The 16674-nt window shown below is 60.1% G+C and carries 16 protein-coding genes; 11 read left to right on the plus strand and 5 right to left on the minus strand.

Annotated features, from left to right (window positions below; all coding sequences use genetic code 11):
* Positions 1-5: 5 nt before the first annotated feature.
* Positions 6-2219: an ABC transporter permease gene (locus ACFQ95_RS06590; RefSeq protein WP_422830041.1), complete on the minus strand. Its 2214-nt coding sequence runs from the start codon at positions 2217-2219 to the stop codon at positions 6-8.
* A gap of 121 nt (positions 2220-2340) precedes the next feature.
* A complete protein-coding gene (locus ACFQ95_RS06595; protein WP_422830096.1) occupies positions 2341-3336 on the minus strand; it encodes an ABC transporter substrate-binding protein in 996 nt (331 codons plus the stop codon).
* Between the two features lie 207 nt (positions 3337-3543).
* Between ACFQ95_RS06595 and zwf the strand changes: the two genes are divergently transcribed.
* The 8 genes from zwf to ACFQ95_RS06635 all read left to right on the plus strand — a co-directional run bounded on the left by zwf (position 3544) and on the right by ACFQ95_RS06635 (position 10299).
* Positions 3544-5004 carry a glucose-6-phosphate dehydrogenase gene (zwf, locus tag ACFQ95_RS06600; RefSeq protein WP_422830042.1) on the plus strand — a complete coding sequence of 487 codons (1461 nt, stop codon included), beginning with the start codon at positions 3544-3546 and terminating at the stop codon, positions 5002-5004.
* A gap of 30 nt (positions 5005-5034) precedes the next feature.
* Entirely contained in the window at positions 5035-5883 is an 849-nt protein-coding gene (locus tag ACFQ95_RS06605) for a MurR/RpiR family transcriptional regulator (protein WP_422830043.1), read from the plus strand.
* Positions 5884-5979: 96 nt separating this feature from the next.
* Positions 5980-6438, plus strand: a complete 459-nt coding sequence (locus ACFQ95_RS06610; RefSeq protein WP_422830044.1) for a hypothetical protein — start codon at positions 5980-5982, stop codon at positions 6436-6438.
* Complete coding sequence (locus tag ACFQ95_RS06615) at positions 6435-6767, plus strand: c-type cytochrome (protein WP_422830045.1); 333 nt, start codon at positions 6435-6437, stop codon at positions 6765-6767. The genes ACFQ95_RS06610 and ACFQ95_RS06615 overlap by 4 nt, the downstream gene beginning before the upstream one ends.
* An 84-nt stretch (positions 6768-6851) precedes the next feature.
* Positions 6852-7766 (plus strand): hypothetical protein, encoded by a 915-nt coding sequence (locus tag ACFQ95_RS06620; protein WP_422830046.1) that lies wholly within the window; start codon positions 6852-6854, stop codon positions 7764-7766.
* Positions 7767-7779: 13 nt separating this feature from the next.
* On the plus strand, positions 7780-9111 hold the full coding sequence (locus tag ACFQ95_RS06625) for a leucine-rich repeat-containing protein kinase family protein (protein ID WP_422830047.1): 1332 nt from the start codon (positions 7780-7782) through the stop codon (positions 9109-9111).
* Positions 9112-9711: 600 nt separating this feature from the next.
* Positions 9712-9984 (plus strand): hypothetical protein, encoded by a 273-nt coding sequence (locus tag ACFQ95_RS06630; RefSeq protein ID WP_422830048.1) that lies wholly within the window; start codon positions 9712-9714, stop codon positions 9982-9984.
* Positions 9985-10065: 81 nt separating this feature from the next.
* Positions 10066-10299: a hypothetical protein gene (locus ACFQ95_RS06635; RefSeq protein ID WP_422830049.1), complete on the plus strand. Its 234-nt coding sequence runs from the start codon at positions 10066-10068 to the stop codon at positions 10297-10299.
* A 357-nt stretch (positions 10300-10656) separates the two neighbouring features.
* On the opposite strand, the gene ACFQ95_RS06640 is transcribed toward ACFQ95_RS06635, so the two are convergent.
* Positions 10657-10992: a hypothetical protein gene (locus ACFQ95_RS06640; RefSeq protein ID WP_422830050.1), complete on the minus strand. Its 336-nt coding sequence runs from the start codon at positions 10990-10992 to the stop codon at positions 10657-10659.
* A gap of 333 nt (positions 10993-11325) precedes the next feature.
* Entirely contained in the window at positions 11326-11931 is a 606-nt protein-coding gene (locus ACFQ95_RS06645; RefSeq protein WP_422830051.1) for a DUF3237 domain-containing protein, read from the minus strand.
* 288 nt (positions 11932-12219) lie between these two features.
* Between ACFQ95_RS06645 and ACFQ95_RS06650 the strand changes: the two genes are divergently transcribed.
* From ACFQ95_RS06650 to ACFQ95_RS06660, 3 genes are all read left to right on the plus strand, one after another.
* The gene (locus tag ACFQ95_RS06650; protein ID WP_422830052.1) at positions 12220-12699 is read left to right on the plus strand and encodes a MarR family winged helix-turn-helix transcriptional regulator; all 480 of its coding nucleotides are present in this window, start codon (positions 12220-12222) and stop codon (positions 12697-12699) included.
* Between the two features lie 294 nt (positions 12700-12993).
* Positions 12994-14616 (plus strand): tannase/feruloyl esterase family alpha/beta hydrolase, encoded by a 1623-nt coding sequence (locus tag ACFQ95_RS06655; protein ID WP_422830053.1) that lies wholly within the window; start codon positions 12994-12996, stop codon positions 14614-14616.
* Between the two features lie 47 nt (positions 14617-14663).
* Positions 14664-15509: a hypothetical protein gene (locus ACFQ95_RS06660; RefSeq protein ID WP_422830054.1), complete on the plus strand. Its 846-nt coding sequence runs from the start codon at positions 14664-14666 to the stop codon at positions 15507-15509.
* A 495-nt stretch (positions 15510-16004) separates the two neighbouring features.
* On the opposite strand, the gene ACFQ95_RS06665 is transcribed toward ACFQ95_RS06660, so the two are convergent.
* The gene (locus ACFQ95_RS06665) at positions 16005-16559 is read right to left on the minus strand and encodes a TetR/AcrR family transcriptional regulator (RefSeq protein ID WP_422830055.1); all 555 of its coding nucleotides are present in this window, start codon (positions 16557-16559) and stop codon (positions 16005-16007) included.
* Between the last annotated feature and the right edge of the window lie 115 nt (positions 16560-16674).

A 16674-nucleotide genomic window follows, 5' to 3' on the forward strand; every position in this document is an offset into this window, starting at 1 on the left:
GGAGATCAGAGTGCCGTGGGCTGCACCACCGGCGCACCCGCTGCCACCTTGCGCCGGCCGAGCTTGCGCTCACCCACCAACAACTGGATCAGGCCAATCACCGCCGACATCAGAATGATCAGCGTGGTGCAGTAGGCCAGTGCCACGCCGTAGTCGCCATTGCCCACGCGGCCAATGATGTAGGTGGTGGCCAACTCGTTCTCGGCCGTGACCAAAAACACCACGGCCGACACCGTGGTCATGGCGCGCACAAAGCTGTAGACCAGAGCCGCCACCAGGGCAGGCTTGAGCAGCGGCAGCACCACATGGAACAGCGTCTGCAGTGTCGACGCGCGCAGCATCAGCGAGGCTTCGTCGAGTGAACGGTCCAACTGCTTGAACGCCGCCGTGCCCGCACGCACACCCACCGGCAGGTTGCGGAACATAAAACACAACACGATGATCAGCCCCGTGCCCGTCAACTCAAACGGCGGCACGTTGAACGCCAGGATGTAGCTCACGCCCAGCACCGTGCCGGGAATGGCAAAGGCCAGCAGCGCCAAGAACTCGAACAGGCCCTGGCCCTTGAATTCGGTGCGTGCCAGCAGGTAGGCAATCAACAAACCGATGAAGGCGGTGATGGGCGCGGCCGCACCCGCCAGCTTCAGCGTGGTGAACAACGAGTTCCAGGCCGTGCCCGCCCACACCAGGCCAAACTGGCCCCACTCCAGGCCAAACGCGGTGCGGAAGTGGTTCAGCGTGAAGGTGTAGTCGCGGCCCCAGGTCTGCACAAAACCGCCGGCAAACGCGAACAGGTAAACAATCACGGTGAACGCCAGCCAGGGCATGGCCACACACATGATGGTGCGGCGCACACCATCGGGCAGCGCCATGGCGATGCCCGAGTCGCCCTTGCCGCTGACCGTGGTGTAGTTTTTCTTGCCCAACACACCACGCTGAATGGCAAACACCACCAAGGCAAACAGCGTGAGTATCCAGGCCAACGAGGCGGCCCGGCCCTGGTCGTACTGCGCGCCGACAATCGCAAAGAAGATGTCGGTCGACAACACCGAGAACTGTCCCCCCACCACGATGGGGTTGCCGAAGTCGGCAATGCTTTCAATGAAACCCACCAGGAAGGCATTCGCCAGGCCGGGCTTGAGCAGCGGCAGCGTCACCGTCCAGAAGGTTTTGCTGCGGCTGGCACGCATGGTTTGCGCGGCCTCTTCCAGGCTCGGCGCCACACCTTGCACCACGCTGCGCATGATCATGAAGGCGATGGGCGTGAAGGCGAACATCTGCGCAATCCAGATGCCCAACATGCCGTAGAACCAGCGCGTGGGCTCAATGCCAAACGCGTATTCCAGAAACTGGTTGACCACACCGGCGCGGCCAAACAGCAAGATCAGACCCAAGCCCACGACAAACGGCGGCGTGATGATGGGCAGCAGCGCCAGCACCTTCAGCGGGCCTTGCAGCTTGCGGCTGCCACGCTCGGCCATCAGCGCCAGCATGGTGCCCAGCACCACGGTGCCGGTAGCTGTTAGCAGCGCCAACACCAGCGTGTTCCAGGCCACACCGCAGCGCACACCGCCGGTGACGCAACTCAAGCCCCAGACACGCTCGTTGCCTACACGCGCCATCAGCGCGGCGATGGACCACTGGCCGTCTTCATTCAGGAACGCGCCGTACAAGGCCTTGGTGACCGGGTAAGCGATGAACAGCAGCATCAACACACCGCAGCCGACCACGCTGGCCGAGACAAACAGATCACCCTTGAAATAACCGCGCCGCGCCAGGCCAAACGCCGACAACATGACCAGCGCCAGCAGGGCCACAAAAGCACCAATGCCCATGCCGAACTGGTTGACCGCCAGCTCACCAAAACTATTGTTGAAAGCGGTGAAGGACCAGCCGCGTGCGCCGATCAAAAATCCGCTGGCCGCCAGGCCCAGCCCGCCGACCAAACCGCCGGCCAACAGCCAGGCGCCCTGCGCTTTGCCAGGCGTTTGCAACGCGCCCACGGCCGCCAGCAACAGGCCGGCCACGCCCACCAGCAGCCAAGGCCGGCTCATGGTCAGTGCCTGCACCACGCCGTTGGCGGCGTCGCCCTCGGTGAACACCTGGCCCAGCACGCCATACCAGGCCGAGTCCTGGATGGCGTACCAGGGCAGCAATACATAGGCCAACAGGCCCAGAACGATCCAGACATGGACCACGATGTTTGAGTTTTTCTTCACCACTTGACCCAGGCTCGTTCAAGACAAGATGGCAGTCGCCTCCCGCGTCTGCCATCACTCACACACCTCAAGGCTACTCTGAACAAGTCGCAGCGTGTGGGACTTGTTCAGCGATACCTTACTAGCGCGGCAACGAGTTGACGTCTTTTTCCCAACGCGCAATCAGGCGGCGGCGTTCGGTGCTCGCGCCGTATTTGGCGTAGTCGTAGTTGATCATCTTGATCTTGCGGAAGTCGGGCACGTTGGGGTCGACGGCGGTGTTCTTGTTCGACGGCAGTTGGAACTGCTTGGCCGCGGCGCCAAAGGCCTGCGCCTGCGGCGTCAGCGCCCATTCGTAGAACGCCTTGGCCGTGGCCAGGTTGCGTGCGCCTTTGATGATGCTCATGGAGCCGATCTCGGCACCCGTGCCTTCGGACGGTGTGACCGTCTCTATGGGGAAGCCCTGCATTTTTTCTTGCGGCGCGTCGTGCACAAAGCTGATCGACACCGCTGTTTCGCCACGCGCCACCGCCTTGATCGGGCCGGTGCCCGAACGTGTGTAGGCGCTGACGTTTTTATGCAGGCCCTTCAGGTACTCAAAAGCCTTGTCTTCACCCATCAACTGCACCAGCGTGGCGATCATGGTGTAGGCCGTGCCGCTGGAAGCCGGGTTGGCCACCTGGATGTCGCCCTTGTAGATGGGCTTGAGCAAATCGGCCCAGCTGGTGGGCGCGGGAATCTTCTTCTTGGCCAACAGCTCGGTGTTGTAGCCAAAGCCCAAGGGGCCAGAATAAATGCCCACAGTCTTGTAACCCGACTGCTGCGCCTGTTGTTGCGCCCAAGGGTAAAGCTGCGCCAAGCTGGGCGATTTATATTCCACCGTGAGACCAGATTCGGCCGCTTGCAAGTGCGGATCACCCGTGCCGCCAAACCACACATCCGTCTTGGGGTTGTCTTTTTCTGCAATCAGTTGCGCCAGCGCTTCGCCCGAACCCTTGAGCGACAGGTTCACCTTGGTGCCCGTGGTCTTGGCGTAGACGGTGGCAATCATATTGCACCATTCGGCTTGTACCGAGCAGATGATGTTGACCTGGCCTTGTGCCGCTGCGCCGAAGGATGCGCCTGCAATGGCTGCCATGGCAGCGCATTTTTTGAATACTTTCACGTTGTTTCCTGGTAATTTGGTTACGGGCAGGAGCATCACTTTATGACAGTTTTTTGACAACCGGGAAAACACCATAAATACAAGCACTTACAAAGGCCGCTGTTGTTCCGCGTGCGAAACCGCACTTTTTAAAAGCATGAAACTAAGTTACATTGCCAGCCTGACTTCAATCTACACACCATGAGCTTTGACCTAGTCCTTTTTGGCGGCACCGGCGACCTCGCCTGGCGCAAACTGATGCCCGCGTTGTTCCAGGCGTTCCGTCACGGCACGCTGCCCGCAGAGGGCCGCATCACCGGTGTGGCGCGCGACGACATGAGCCACGAGCAATACCGCACGCTGATCCAGTCTCGCTTCAACAGTGTGGAGGGCGCCAAGCGCCCGTCCGATGAAGAGTTCCAGCGCTTTGCCGCCCTGCTGCACTACGTGCGGCTAGACGCCTCCAAGGCCGAAGACTTCCAGCGCCTGCGCAACCATCTGGAAGAACGCAACGCCGACACCGTGGTGATGTACGTGGCCACCGCGCCCGGCCTGTTCACCACCGTGTGTGAGCAACTCGCCACGGCCGGGCTCAACACGCCGAAAACCCGCATCGTGCTGGAAAAGCCGCTGGGCCACGACCTGGCCTCGAACCGTGCCATCAACCAAACGGTGCGCAAGGCGTTCAACGAAAACCAGATCTTCCGCATAGACCACTACCTGGGCAAACCTTCGGTGCAAAACCTGTTTGCGCTGCGTTTTGGCAATGCATTGTTTGAACCCATGTGGCGCCGCGAACACATCGCCAACATCCAGATCACCATCTCCGAAGACCTGGGTGTGGAAAAGCGCGGAGCCTTCTACGAAAACACCGGCGCACTGCGCGACATGGTGCAAAACCACGCCTTGCAATTGCTGTGCGCCGTGGGCATGGAGCCGCCCATCAACGCCCATGCCGATGCCATCCGCGACGAAAAGCTCAAGGTGCTGCGCTCGCTGAAACCCTGGACCAGCGAAACGCTGACACACCACGTGGTGCGCGGCCAATACAGCGCTGGCGCCGTGGGCGGCACGGCCGTGCCCGGCTACCGCGCCGAGTTCGGTGTCGACCCGCAAAGCCACACCGAAACCTTTGTTGCGCTGCGCACCGAAATCGCCAACTGGCGCTGGGCCGGTGTGCCGTTCTACATCCGCACCGGCAAACGCCTGGCCGGGCGCGATGCACACATAGAGGTGAACTTCCGCCCTATGCCACACGCCATCTTTGCCAACACAGGCAACACCGCCAACCGCCTGGTGATCAACCTGCAACCCAAGGACGGGCTGGAACTTCACTTGATGGCCGAAGGCCAGGGCACGCGTTCGGGCAGCGCGGGCCAGACCCTGGTGCCGGTACAGCTGGACCTGGACTTCGACAAACGTTTTGGCGCCGAACGTGTGGGCGCGTACGAGCGCCTGTTGCTCGACGTGCTGGACGGCCGCCTGAATCTGTTTGTGCGCAGCGACGAACAAGAAGCCGCCTGGCGCTGGGTCGAGCCCATCCTCAACCATTGGAAAAACGACACCGTGGGCCCACGCCTCTACGCCGCCGGGACCTGGGGCCCGAGTGCTTCCAGCGCCATGATTGCGCGTGATGGTTTCTGCTGGAGCGAAGAGTGCTGAGCACGCCTTATGTGGCCATCGAGTTCTTCCATGCTTGACCGTCTCAAAGCCTCGTTGTCCTCACTCGCGCCGGCCGAGCAGCGTGTGGGGCGCCTGGTGCTGGCCGACCCTAGGGCGTTTGCCAACCTGCCGGTGAGCGAACTGTCGGACCGTGCACACGTCAGCAAACCCACCGTGGTGCGCTTTTGCCGCAGCATGGGCTACGACGGCCTGAGCGACTTCAAACTCAAACTCGCGGGCAGCGTGAGTGAAGGTGTGCCCTTCATCCACCGCAGCGTGGACGCGGACGACAAAACCAGCGACGTTATGGTCAAGGTGATAGACAACGCCGTTGCCGCGTTTTTGAAGTACCGCAACGACGCCAGTTCCTCCGCACTCGAAAGAGCCGCGGAGGCGCTGACCGGAGCGGTACAGGCCGGGCGGCGGGTGGAGTTTTACGGCGCCGGCAACTCCGGCATCGTGGCGCAGGACGCACAACACAAATTCTTCCGCCTGGGTGTGCACACCATCGCCTACAGCGACGGCCACATGCAGGTCATGGCCGCGTCGATGATGACCGCCGGCGACTGCCTGGTGGTGATCTCCAACTCGGGCCGCACACGCGACCTGATGGACGCTTGCGACATCGCGCGCAAGAACGGCGCCACCACCATCGTCATCACCGCCAGCGGCTCGCCCCTGGCCGCCGCGGGCCACATCCACCTGGCGGCCAACCACCCCGAGGGTTATGACCGCTACAGCCCCATGGTGTCGCGCCTGCTGCACCTGACCATAGTCGACATCCTGGCCACCAGCGTCGCCCTGCGCATTGGCGGCACACACCTGCAGCCCAAGCTGCAGGAGATGAAGAACAATCTGCGCAGCAAGCGCTACACCTGAGCGCGCCGAAACCGGCGCACAAAGGCCAGCCGCTGCGGCAGAATCAAAACCTCAGCCACCGCAGCCCGTGGGAGCCATCAAGTCCCAGGACCCCTCATGCTGACACTACGCGCGTTTTTGAAGCTCCTCGGTTTTGCCGCGTTAGCCGTTTTGTACAACGCGCTGGCCGCCACCACCATCAGAGAACTATGGCAGCCCATGCCAAGCTGGTGGGACCCCAGCCTGGTCAAGCTCGGCGTTTCTGTCGCGACCAGCCAGCTGGCCTGGATGCAGCTCATACACGGGCTGTCGCTGCTGGCGGCAGCGCTCCCCGTGGCCTTGGGCATTCACCTGGCCAAGCTGCAGCAGCCCGTGGTGCTGGCATTTCTGCTGTCGTTGGCTGCGCTGGTGATGCCCAATATGCTGCTGGCCTACTCCAGCTACCTGGACTTGAGCTTGAGGATGAAATGCCTAATGGTGCTGGACCTGCTGAAGTTCAGCTTCACCCTGCCCTTGCTGGTGTGGCTGCTGCAACCCTGGCGCACCTCGCCAAGCAGCTCCGAAAGCATGGCTTGAAAACTCGCACTGCGCTTCTGTTAGCGATTCTGCTGGCGCCCAGCATGGCGCCGGCCGCGCCGCAAGATCCGCTGGCAGCCAAGGCCAGCAGTTACGGCTGTTTTTCCTGCCATGGCATGGTGCGCAAACAGGTCGGCCCGGGCTTTGCGCAGATTGCCGAGCGCTACCGCAAAGCCCCCGCGCCCCCGGAACAACTGGCCAGCAAAATCCGCAATGGCAGCGTGGGCACATGGGGCCGCGTGATCATGCCGCGCCAGCGGCAGGTGAGCGAAGCCGATGCTCAAGCGCTGGCGGTATGGGTGTTGTCGCAGCCGCCGCCCCCACCCTGATTCCACGCTCGGCGGGAAGTGCGCCATCGCCACCCCGTGTGGCATACTTCCGGCCCCTTATCAGCAGATAGCAGAAGCCCCGAAATGGAAACCGAAGTCGCTCCCCAAGTCCTCACCGTCATCAACGAGGAGCGGTTGTCCGGCGCCAAGCTCACCCCGGTCGACATCATCGTCAAGATGGGTGTTTTTGACGGCCGTGAACGCGCTTACGAACACGCATGGCTGGCCTCGGGCGACATCATCATCGCCACCGTCTGGGGTGAACATGTGAGCCTTGGCGCTGAGGGGCAATGGTTCAGCATCGAATCGCTGGATCCGCAACAACGTATTGGTGGCGGCACCCGCTCACCCAGCCAAGCCCAACGTGCCACGGACCGCATCGCCCTGCTGCGCCGTGCATTCAAGGAAGAAAAGACCTTCCGCGCGGTGCTGCAGACCAACCGCGTCGCGATCGCCGAACTCGAAACCGACAAGGCCGCCAAGGTGTCCACACGTGTGCGTGACCCCGAAGAATGGCACGTCGCCGCCTGGGAAGGCGAACAACAAATCGCCGTGCTGGTGCGCGGCCCGCGCGGCTGGATGCCCAGCGCCGACGAGATCCAAGCCGCGCGCGCACGTTGCGGCATTCCCGCGCTGGACCTGGCCAGCCTGGAGGCCGCCAAAAACGTCTCGCAAGACGAACTGCAGAGCGCAGCCATCGAATACGTCACCAAACATTTCCGCGGCTACGGCTACAAGGCCGAAAACGTGGCCGAGCAAAACACCGGCGTGCACATCGAGGTGTCGAACAACAAGGGCGCGATGCTGCTGAAGGTGGCGATCAAAGGCGTTTCGCGCGGTGTGCCCTCTTTCCGCCTGACCCCCGAAGAACTCGCCGGCTCCAAACGCGAGCCCCTGTGGCGTCTGCTGGTGGTGAACGACGCCCTGGGCGCGGCCCCGACACACAAGATCTTCAAGCCAGCCGAAATCCACCAGGCCGAAGGTTACGACCCGCAGTAAGCGTTCCGCCCCCGTGCACACCCTCGCCGCACTGCGTGCCGGTGAACTCAGCGGCATTCAAAGGCTGGACCTGTCCTGCGGCCTGGTCGAGTTCCCGCGCGAAATTTTTGCGCTCGCAGACAGCCTGGAGGTGCTCAACCTTTCGGGCAATGCGCTGACCAGCCTGCCCGATGATTTGCCCCGGCTGCACCGGCTGCGGGTGATCTTCTGCTCCGACAATTCGTTCACCACCTTGCCGCCGGTGCTGGGCCAATGCGCGCAGCTGGAGATGCTGGGGTTCAAAGCCAACCGGATCGAACACGTGCCGGCAGAGTCCCTGCCGCCGCGCCTGCGTTGGCTCATCTTGACCGACAACTGCATAGAACAGTTGCCCGCAGCCATTGGCCACTGCCATGGTTTGCAAAAGCTGATGCTGGCGGGCAACCGCCTGACACAGCTGCCGGCTGAATTGGCACAGTGCCGCGCATTGGAGCTGCTGCGCATCGCCGCCAATCGGTTGGACGCCCTGCCCGAGTGGCTGCTCGGCATGCCGCGCCTGAGCTGGCTCGCTTGCGCCGGCAACCCCATGGAAAGTGCCGTGCCTGCCCCAGCCCCTGCGGCCCGCGCCATCCACTGGCACGAGATCAGCATAGGCCAACTGCTGGGAGAAGGCGCCTCGGGCCTGATCTACCAAGCCCAGTGGCAGCGCGATGGTGATAACGCGAGCATGCCGGTGGCCGTGAAGCTGTTCAAAGGCGAAGTGACCAGCGATGGTTGGCCGCAGAACGAAATGGCCGCCAACTTGGCCGTGGGCCAGCACCCCAACCTGATACCCATGGCGGGCCCACTGGCCGATCACCCGCAAGGCCGGGCTGGCCTGGTGCTGCACTTCATACCGCTGCACTACAAAACACTGGCGGGCCCGCCTAGCCTGGCTTCGTGCACACGCGACGTGTATGCGCCCGGCACCTCGTTCAGCCCGGCGAATGCCTTCAACATTGCCAGCGGTGTAGCCGCTGCCGTGGCCCATCTGCATACGCGCGGACTGTTGCATGGCGACCTCTACGCCCACAACCTGCAATGCGACGACCAAGGCCACTGCCTGCTAGGCGACATGGGCGCCGCCTCGTTCCTGCCGCCACAGCGCGCGCCGTCGCAAAACCTGCAGCGGCTGGAAGCACGCGCCTTTGGCTGCCTGCTGGAAGAACTGCTGCTGCGGGTGCAGCCGTCTTTGCCCGAGGCGATACGCCAAGCCTGGTCCAGCTTGCGCGACGACTGCCTGCAGCCCACCGTGGCTGCGCGCCCCTTGTTCGCCGAAATCTTGCAAAGGCTGCAAGCCTCGTGTTCTCTGCCAATAAAGTCGTAGACATGGCAATAGAGTCGTAGACATTGCAATAAAGTCATAGACACGAATTATTGCGACCTAGGCTTAGAGCGCCTGCTAGGATGTTCGCTCTCGGCCACTTGCGGACATTCACATCACTCAATGAGCAACCCGAAACGACAGTTGCATCGGTTCTTCAGCAAGCTGGAGGCGGAGATGACAGTATTGGAGTCCTCGCCCCGTCGAGATTGGGTTGACCGCGCTCTACCTTGGCTGATACTCGTACTTGCGCTAGTCGCATTTGCAACAGGCGCTCATGCACTGGTTGGCGCCGAATACTGTTATCGGGGACGTGGTTCATACACCTGCGTAACTGGCGTTACCGCACAGCTCCAGGGGGCAGCGACACTCGCTGTAGCAGGTGCGCTCGCCCTGGTTCCGCTTTTCCGATGGTCGGCAAAAAAGGTGGCAGTCATCTTAGTGCTCGCGGCCACTGCTTTCGGCCTTTTGATTGCTTCGCTGTTGCTTCGTTAATCACTGCCTTGGCGTACCGGGAAGGTCGGCGAGAGCCCGACTGAGTCGGCTAGGTATCAGGCAGAATCTGGCCAGAACCGGACAATCGCACCACCTTAAACAACGCAAATGGACGCACTTGTTTTTGCCTTTGGCCTCGTGTTAGATGCCATCTTGATGTTCACGGGAAGAGCTGTTGTTTTTGGGCTGTCTTCAGGGAGGTGGCGAGGCGTAAACCTCGCCGGCGATGAAGCTCGAATCTATGGGCGGGCCGGAGCACTATCTTTTGTCCGTGATGGACAGAGAGTTGTGACAGGATTAGGTCTTTCTGCCGTAGGTGGACTTTTCTATTTTTTCTTGCTGCTTGTGGTGGCTTGGGTCGGCATCTTATTTAGCGGCTGACGACCAATAGCGGGCCTTGCTCCAATGACAAAAATTTCAAGACCAAACTCGCCGGTCAGAGCGTTGCTCTTTGGCTCTGCGATGTTCCTTGCCGTTGCCGTAGGTGGCTGGCACATCCGTTCCGTGGGACTTGAAACTGGTGTTTTAGAGTTTGGCGGCAAAGCAAAGAAGGCTGTTCTTAGAGAAGTTGAACCTGCGGCGTTCGCTTTCTGGGAGTCTTTCTTCTTCTGGCAAGTTGCGGTCTGCTCTGTGTTCGGCGTCTCCGGTCTCGTGCTTAGCTGGCGACTAGCAAAGAGAAGCAGTTCTGTGTTTTGAGGCTCGAAGCGAGTCTTAAATGACCGCTTCGGAGCGAACTGCATAGCTGCTTTGGGCCCTAAGTTGCCGTCCGCTTTCGAACCACTAAAGACAGCCACGAAGCGAGAGCAGTCACTCAACCGCCCCTCAAAAGTACGTACTTTTGACTCAATTCGGTCATTCCTACGGCTCCAAATCAGCCTTTCGCCAGCGAGCGCAAAGGGCATCGAACCTGCCAGCGGACGGCATCGATAGCTGTAGCTGTATAGGCTGTCGACGCCATGGCAACCAAGATAGCGGAATCGGTGGTAGCGCCGAACAAACCACTGCTCTAGCAATCGCGAATACTCGCTGTGCAATGAGGCGCAGGCCAACGATCTACTGCCATCGATGCAACAAGTGCTGAGCGGCATCAAAAAGCGCCTCTTTCGCGGCCGGTGATACAGGCGCATTCCTCAGCAGTCGGACATCGTCTTTGAGCATGTGCAGTAGAGGGAGCGTGCTGCTCGCTTCTGCACACACTTGGCTGAAATCTTCCTCGCCTACGTAGACCAATATGACGCCATGGGACCGCAAATTCCGCACAGCTTCAGCGGCGATTTGGTTCCTGCGCGTTTCTACATCCTGCTGGGCTTCTACAAGCTGATTTTCAAGCTCGGCAATGCGCTCCTTCAGCGCTTGGATGGTGGAGGGTTGTGCGTATGGTTCGGACATAGCGTCTTCTTGGCTCTGTGTCGGGCAACTGGTCTTTCGGATGCATCCAATCGTACTTGGATTCATTTTTCATACGCTTGCGCGAACGCGGTTATGGGCTGGCCTGGACTAGCTACTCGAGCTGAAGATGACCTTCGCCATGCTTCTTGCCCAGTACCGGTCCCTGAGTGAAAAAAGGGGCCGCAGGCGCGGCCCCAAGCACGTACTCCATTCAACTTGCGCGAATAGCCGCAAGCGGCTGTCGGCTCATTGCGTCGGGAGTTCGGATTACGCGGAGCAGCACGGCGAGAAGTATTCGCTCGGGCTTCATAGCGTGACCATCGTCAGCTTGCGTCAGTAAACGCGATGCACCTGCAGCAAGCGATCATTCTCATTCGGCCCGCGTGCGTTGATCCAACGTGGGGGGATGTCTTCGACCAAGGTGCAGATAAAAAGTGATTTGGTGAGCCAATCCCATGGTCCAGCGGTGACTTGAAAGACGGGGGCTAGCCGCGTTTTGTTTGGCACGTAGATGCCCTGGTTGTGGATCACAATCATCGTTCCGTCTTCTACCCGAAGACGGTAAAGCGCGTTAATCCACTCCACACCATCGGGTCGCACAACGGGCAAATCGGCTCCGCCGGGAATCACACTGCCACGAAGGCCACCGCGACCTTCAAAGCGCCCGCCAACGATAGGCCAGGCCTTGCCATGCATGCCGAGTGGCCCCTTTTCACTGCGGCCCATGGACTCTGGATTGGAACAGGTGACCACCAGGTCCATGACGTGTTCTGTCCGAACGGGGTCGTAGTTTTTGCCGCGGTATCGACCCGGGTCGAAACGCAACGCTTCTTCTTGTTGCGCACCCAAAAGTTCCGGATTATTGGTCCCAGCCGCACCGGCACTGCCAACTGTCATGGCAACGCCTGCCGCCAAAACATCTCTCCGATTTGTCTTCATAAGTCCTCGCGTTTCCTAGGTTTTTCGACGCATCGCGCCAAAGGAACAAATCTCGGGAAGGCCGAATATGTCCCTTCCCAATCCTCATCCCGCCAACGACCAGCACCGCATAAGACATCTCCTCCATGTGCTAGATCGTTAACTAGCTTAATTAGTTTGACTGCTGCGGGTCTTGTACAAAACGATGGATGAGGGAATACGCTGAGACCGCCTAGAGGTCACGGTTACTCAGCCTCCGCCGTAGATGTGAAGCCCAATTTGGTTGGGCAATCCAATAGACTTCGGGGGATGACCAAACACACACAGACCGCCGCTCTGGAGCCATCCCCAAGCCCTAATGCTGAGGGTGACGTTTCCCTGCGCGACGTTCTCGGTTTTCAGTTGGTCGCGGCATCGCTCGTGACGAATGCCATGTTTGAAGAGGCTGCGGGGAAGCCGTTGGGAATGAGCCGAGTGGACTATGCCGTGCTCATGCTCATACGCGAAAGCCCCGGCTTATCTGGCTCGTCGCTCGCCCAAACTTTGGCGGTCACCCCGCCTTACATCGCCGGCCGGCTCGCGAGTCTGCAGAGCCGTGGGTTGATTACTCGCTCGGCGAGCAAGGTGGATCGCCGAGCCCAAGTGTTGAAACTCACTGCGGCCGGTATGCGCCTTTGCGAAACGGCGACCAGCCGTTTGGTCATCGCTGAGCGGGCCATCAGCCAGCGCCTCAGTCCCGGCGAAACATTGATGCTGCGAGAGATGTTGTTGAAGATCGCCAGCATGTAAGTCCATCGCGGGTGAAACGCCATTGTTCGCGTCGCCCGATGCGCTGCAGCTTTTTCCATAGCGCGTCCTAGCGCATCTTCCGTTATCCGCATCTCGCCGTTCCGATTCTGGGACGGTGGGGACACGTTCGTTCCGTTCTAGTTGACTACGTGTACTCCCGGGGTAGGCTCCATCGTCTTGTGCAAAAAGCCATGAGAGATGGTTAGTAAAGTAAACCTTCATCTTGCATGCCGCGTGGCGTGCAGATGCTGACCGTCGATTCTTTCGAAAACTACTACTAGGAGGCATGCTCTTATGCATTACAACGAACGCTTGGCTCGTCGCGCGGACAGGTCCGCCCTGTTTCTATATGCCACAGCTCTTTATGCTGTTGCCGCCGTTCTCTCCGGCTGCGGAGGTGGCAGCAGCGACAGCGCCTTGGCAGTGCGGGAGAAGACACTGGCTCAGGCTTGCGCCGAATACCGACCCAGCACGCTACCGCACGGCGCGAAGTTCACAAAGACCGAGCTTCGTGCCGCCAACGGCTTTCTGCCTGAGACGTGTGCCGTTCGTGGGGTGATCGTGTCATCGGCCGCGTCGACCATCAACTGGGTCATCGACCTCCCTGATCCGTCCAAGTGGAATGGCAAAACCTTGACGATAGGCGGCAGCGGTTTCGATGGCTTCATCCCCTCCGATTCGCAGTGGCACCACTGGCTGGTTGGCGAGTCGGCAACGCCATACGTCAAGATCAGCTCCGACTCTGGCCATCAGATCGAAGGCTTTTACCCCTGGGGCCTCGATGAGGCCGCCATCCGAAACCATGCCTTCGATGCAAACCATTTTTCTCTGGAGATTGGCACGCAGGTGGCCAAGGAGTTCTACGGCAAGGCGCCTACCCGCCGGTACATGATGGGCCAGTCCAACGGCGGGCGACAAGGCTTGATCTCTGCACAACGTTATCCGGCCGACTACGACGGCATTGTCTCGATGGAGCCGGCGATGAGCCAGCAGGGACATCAAGTCAACATGGGCGACCTGATGAAGTGGATTTTCGCTTCGAAAGACAACTGGCTCAGCCCGGCCAAGACAGAACTGTTCGCGGCAGCAGAGATCGCGGCTTGTGACGCGCTGGATGGCGTCAAAGACGGGATCATCAGCAATGTTGCAGCCTGCAGCTACATTCCGTCCGATTTGCTGTGCCAGGGTGCGGACAACGACACCTGCCTCACGGCGGGCCAGGTCGAGACAATCCGCAGAATCTATAGCGACCATAAAGTACAGGTCACACTCGCCAATGGGGTGACTGGCTACCCGCGCTTCGGTCGTAGCGGAGCCGCATCCTCCGACTGGAAGAGTTATCTCTTCGGCAGCTCTTTCGACTCACCAGGGTTTAACTACATTGCGCCACTGGAAGCCGCTAAAGTGGTGGAGAACAATCCGGACGTCGACCTGATGTCCCATGACCCCACCCTCTTTGCGGCCCAGTACCTCAAGCTGTCGAACATGATCGATGGCAACAACCCTGACATCAAGGCCTTCGCCGACAAGGGCGGGAAGCTGCTCCTCTGGTATGGCATGGCAGATTCATGTGTGAGCGTGTACCGCGCAGCGGACTGGTTCAAGGAAGTGACATCGGTGGTGGGTGAAGCCAAGACGCGCAACTTCGCCCGCTTCTTGACGTCCCCTGGTGTGAGCCACGAACTGGATGGTCCAGGAGCGGGTTCTGCGGACCTTCTGGCCGCCTTGGACGCCTGGGTGGAGCGCGGTGAGGCCCCCAATGCTCTAGTCGCATCCAAATATGAGGCCGCCCAGAGCGTCACTGCGAAACGAGGCGCCCCCGTTCTTCAGCGCCCTTTGTGCGAGTATCCGAAGTTTCCCCGGTACACCTCCGGCGATCCCGCCAAGGCTTCCAGCTTCGTCTGCTCTGAAACCTGAAATTGACTGGTTGGCGACAGCCCTTGGCACTTTAAGAAGGACACAACTTGCTCACTGTCGCCCAGCCCACCGTACCTGAAACCATTGTGGGCCTTGGCAGCGATTGGCTGTTGTATGCCTCCCTGTCGGGAGGGTATAGCCGGTCGGAGATGCTGAGTCCTGCACTGGTGATTGCGCCTAGCAATGCACCCGTGCAGATCGCTGTCGACGACCTGCTCCCTCGTACCAGCCCGATGTTCTTTCACGCGGCGGGTAAATGGAGTTCTGCCAAATCCTCCTTTATCGCGATCCTGTATTGCGACCCCATGACCGAGGCCGGCATGGTGGTGCATCGGAACGCGCGGGCTGCATTGGCGCCGTGGCGAACGGTGTTCGACCACGGTGCGGTGCTGCGCGGGTTGCTCACCAGTGCTTCCGCAACCCCTACATCTGTGGAGAGTTGGGTTCAGCGGGTACGAGACGGGCTGTTTGCCGACGAGCTCGTGCGCCCGACGGTAGACCCAAGGCTTCTCGTGGCTGCGCAATACATCGGCGCGAATCCAGAGGGCCGATTGGCGGCCGAGGCCCTCAGCCGGGAGAGCGGCTTGTCTGCCGTGCATCTCAGACAATTGTTTCGCCGTAGTACCGGCATGACTTTAAGCCGGTACCAGGTTTGGCAACGCTTCCGCAGCATGACAAGCACCGCTTGCATCACGTCCAGACACCGCCACAGTGTTCAAGCCAGCCAAGCACTCCATGACGCCGGCTTCTTTGATATGCCGCATGGAACTCGCGCGCTGCAACGCTTTTTAGGCATGACCCCGAAAGCCGCGCTGAGCCCAGAAATTCAGTTTATTGACTGCCGCCGCAACGGCGTTGAAGCCCTTGGCACAAGCCGGCGGTCAGGTTCCTAAGTCAGCACTGATGCCTCCGCAATGGGCCCGCAATTTGGGTTCTGAATGTCGCACATCGGAACCGCCAGAAAGTCCACGTTCAGTACAAAAAGACGGTACCGCTCATATCTGGCCAAGATACCGTTGCAGTTGTCACCGAGAACGTCAACTGTTTAGGCCCACGCTTGCCAACATGACCCAATATCAACCGAAAGCCCACCCAACAAACGGCCTGAAGCTGCGCCATTTCTCTTTGGGGACATGGATGCGCAATCGTGTGGTGCTGGTGTCGTCCGCTGCATTGTTGGCTGGGTGTGCCAGTGGCCCGTTTGTCGATTCGCCCCCATTTCAAGAGGGCATCGCGGCGCCCAGCTCACCAGTCACCACATTAGACGCCTACAGGCAGGTTCTCACCCTGTATAGCCTGAGTCGATAGATGAACCGGCTATGAAGCCGTTGGTACCGACATCACGAATACCGAGTTGCTCTCTGAGAAAGAGATATCAAATCAAAGATTTATCGAACGGCCGCACCGGTTAGGAAAAGTTGCTCGATGGTCGTTTTGAGGCTTGCACGCGCGATTCGCCCCCGGCTCTCGGAGTCCATGAGTCCGATGATGAGCCAGATGACGGTGTCGTTGAGCGTCGAGGCGGTGATATCGATGCGGAATGCCCCCTCTTTCTGTCCCCGCAAAAAGAACGCGTCTAAAGCGGCTTCATGGGCTCGCCAGCGTTCCGCAAGAAGTGGGTGCCTCTCCGCTTCAACGTCCCAGAACTGCAGCATGAAGGCCATCAGTTCTTTGTGCTCCACATGACTTTCGATCAGCCGGGACAGCGCCTCCCGCGGTGGGCCCTCCTGCAGCCTCGCCTTTTCAACCCCTTCACCCAAACGTTCGCTCGCGTGTAAGAACAAGCGCAACAACAGCTCATCGCGTGTCTTGCAGAAGCGGAACAGTGTGGCGCGTCCGACGCCGATGGCAGTGGCCCAATCCTGGATCGTGCCCCGGGGCTGTTGCACCATGGCCGCTGCAAGGGCAGCAAGGGTCTTGTCATTGTCTAGGGTCATGTTCACGGGGGCATTATTCGGACGGGCAGCACATTACACACGCATAAAGACCTCAAAGCCTATCGGGTCGACTGTGTATCATTTGATACTTAATCGTATCATTCTGCTTTCACAAGCTTTC

The sequence above is a fragment of the Variovorax sp. HJSM1_2 genome, assembly GCF_049316285.1.
Lineage (GTDB): Bacteria > Pseudomonadota > Gammaproteobacteria > Burkholderiales > Burkholderiaceae_C > Rhodoferax_B.

Bases quoted from the DNA above. Each gene is read 5' to 3' on its own strand.
- ACFQ95_RS06595 (WP_422830096.1), bottom strand. From the start codon at position 3,336: ATGGCAGCCATTGCAGGCGCATCCTTCGGCGCAGCGGCACAAGGCCAG.
- zwf (WP_422830042.1), top strand. From the start codon at position 3,544: ATGAGCTTTGACCTAGTCCTTTTTGGCGGCACCGGCGACCTCGCCTGG.
- ACFQ95_RS06605 (WP_422830043.1), top strand. From the start codon at position 5,035: ATGCTTGACCGTCTCAAAGCCTCGTTGTCCTCACTCGCGCCGGCCGAG.
- ACFQ95_RS06610 (WP_422830044.1), top strand. From the start codon at position 5,980: ATGCTGACACTACGCGCGTTTTTGAAGCTCCTCGGTTTTGCCGCGTTA.
- ACFQ95_RS06620 (WP_422830046.1), top strand. From the start codon at position 6,852: ATGGAAACCGAAGTCGCTCCCCAAGTCCTCACCGTCATCAACGAGGAG.
- ACFQ95_RS06630 (WP_422830048.1), top strand. From the start codon at position 9,712: ATGGACGCACTTGTTTTTGCCTTTGGCCTCGTGTTAGATGCCATCTTG.
- ACFQ95_RS06635 (WP_422830049.1), top strand. From the start codon at position 10,066: ATGTTCCTTGCCGTTGCCGTAGGTGGCTGGCACATCCGTTCCGTGGGA.
- ACFQ95_RS06640 (WP_422830050.1), bottom strand. From the start codon at position 10,992: ATGTCCGAACCATACGCACAACCCTCCACCATCCAAGCGCTGAAGGAG.
- ACFQ95_RS06645 (WP_422830051.1), bottom strand. From the start codon at position 11,931: ATGAAGACAAATCGGAGAGATGTTTTGGCGGCAGGCGTTGCCATGACA.
- ACFQ95_RS06650 (WP_422830052.1), top strand. From the start codon at position 12,220: ATGACCAAACACACACAGACCGCCGCTCTGGAGCCATCCCCAAGCCCT.
- ACFQ95_RS06655 (WP_422830053.1), top strand. From the start codon at position 12,994: ATGCATTACAACGAACGCTTGGCTCGTCGCGCGGACAGGTCCGCCCTG.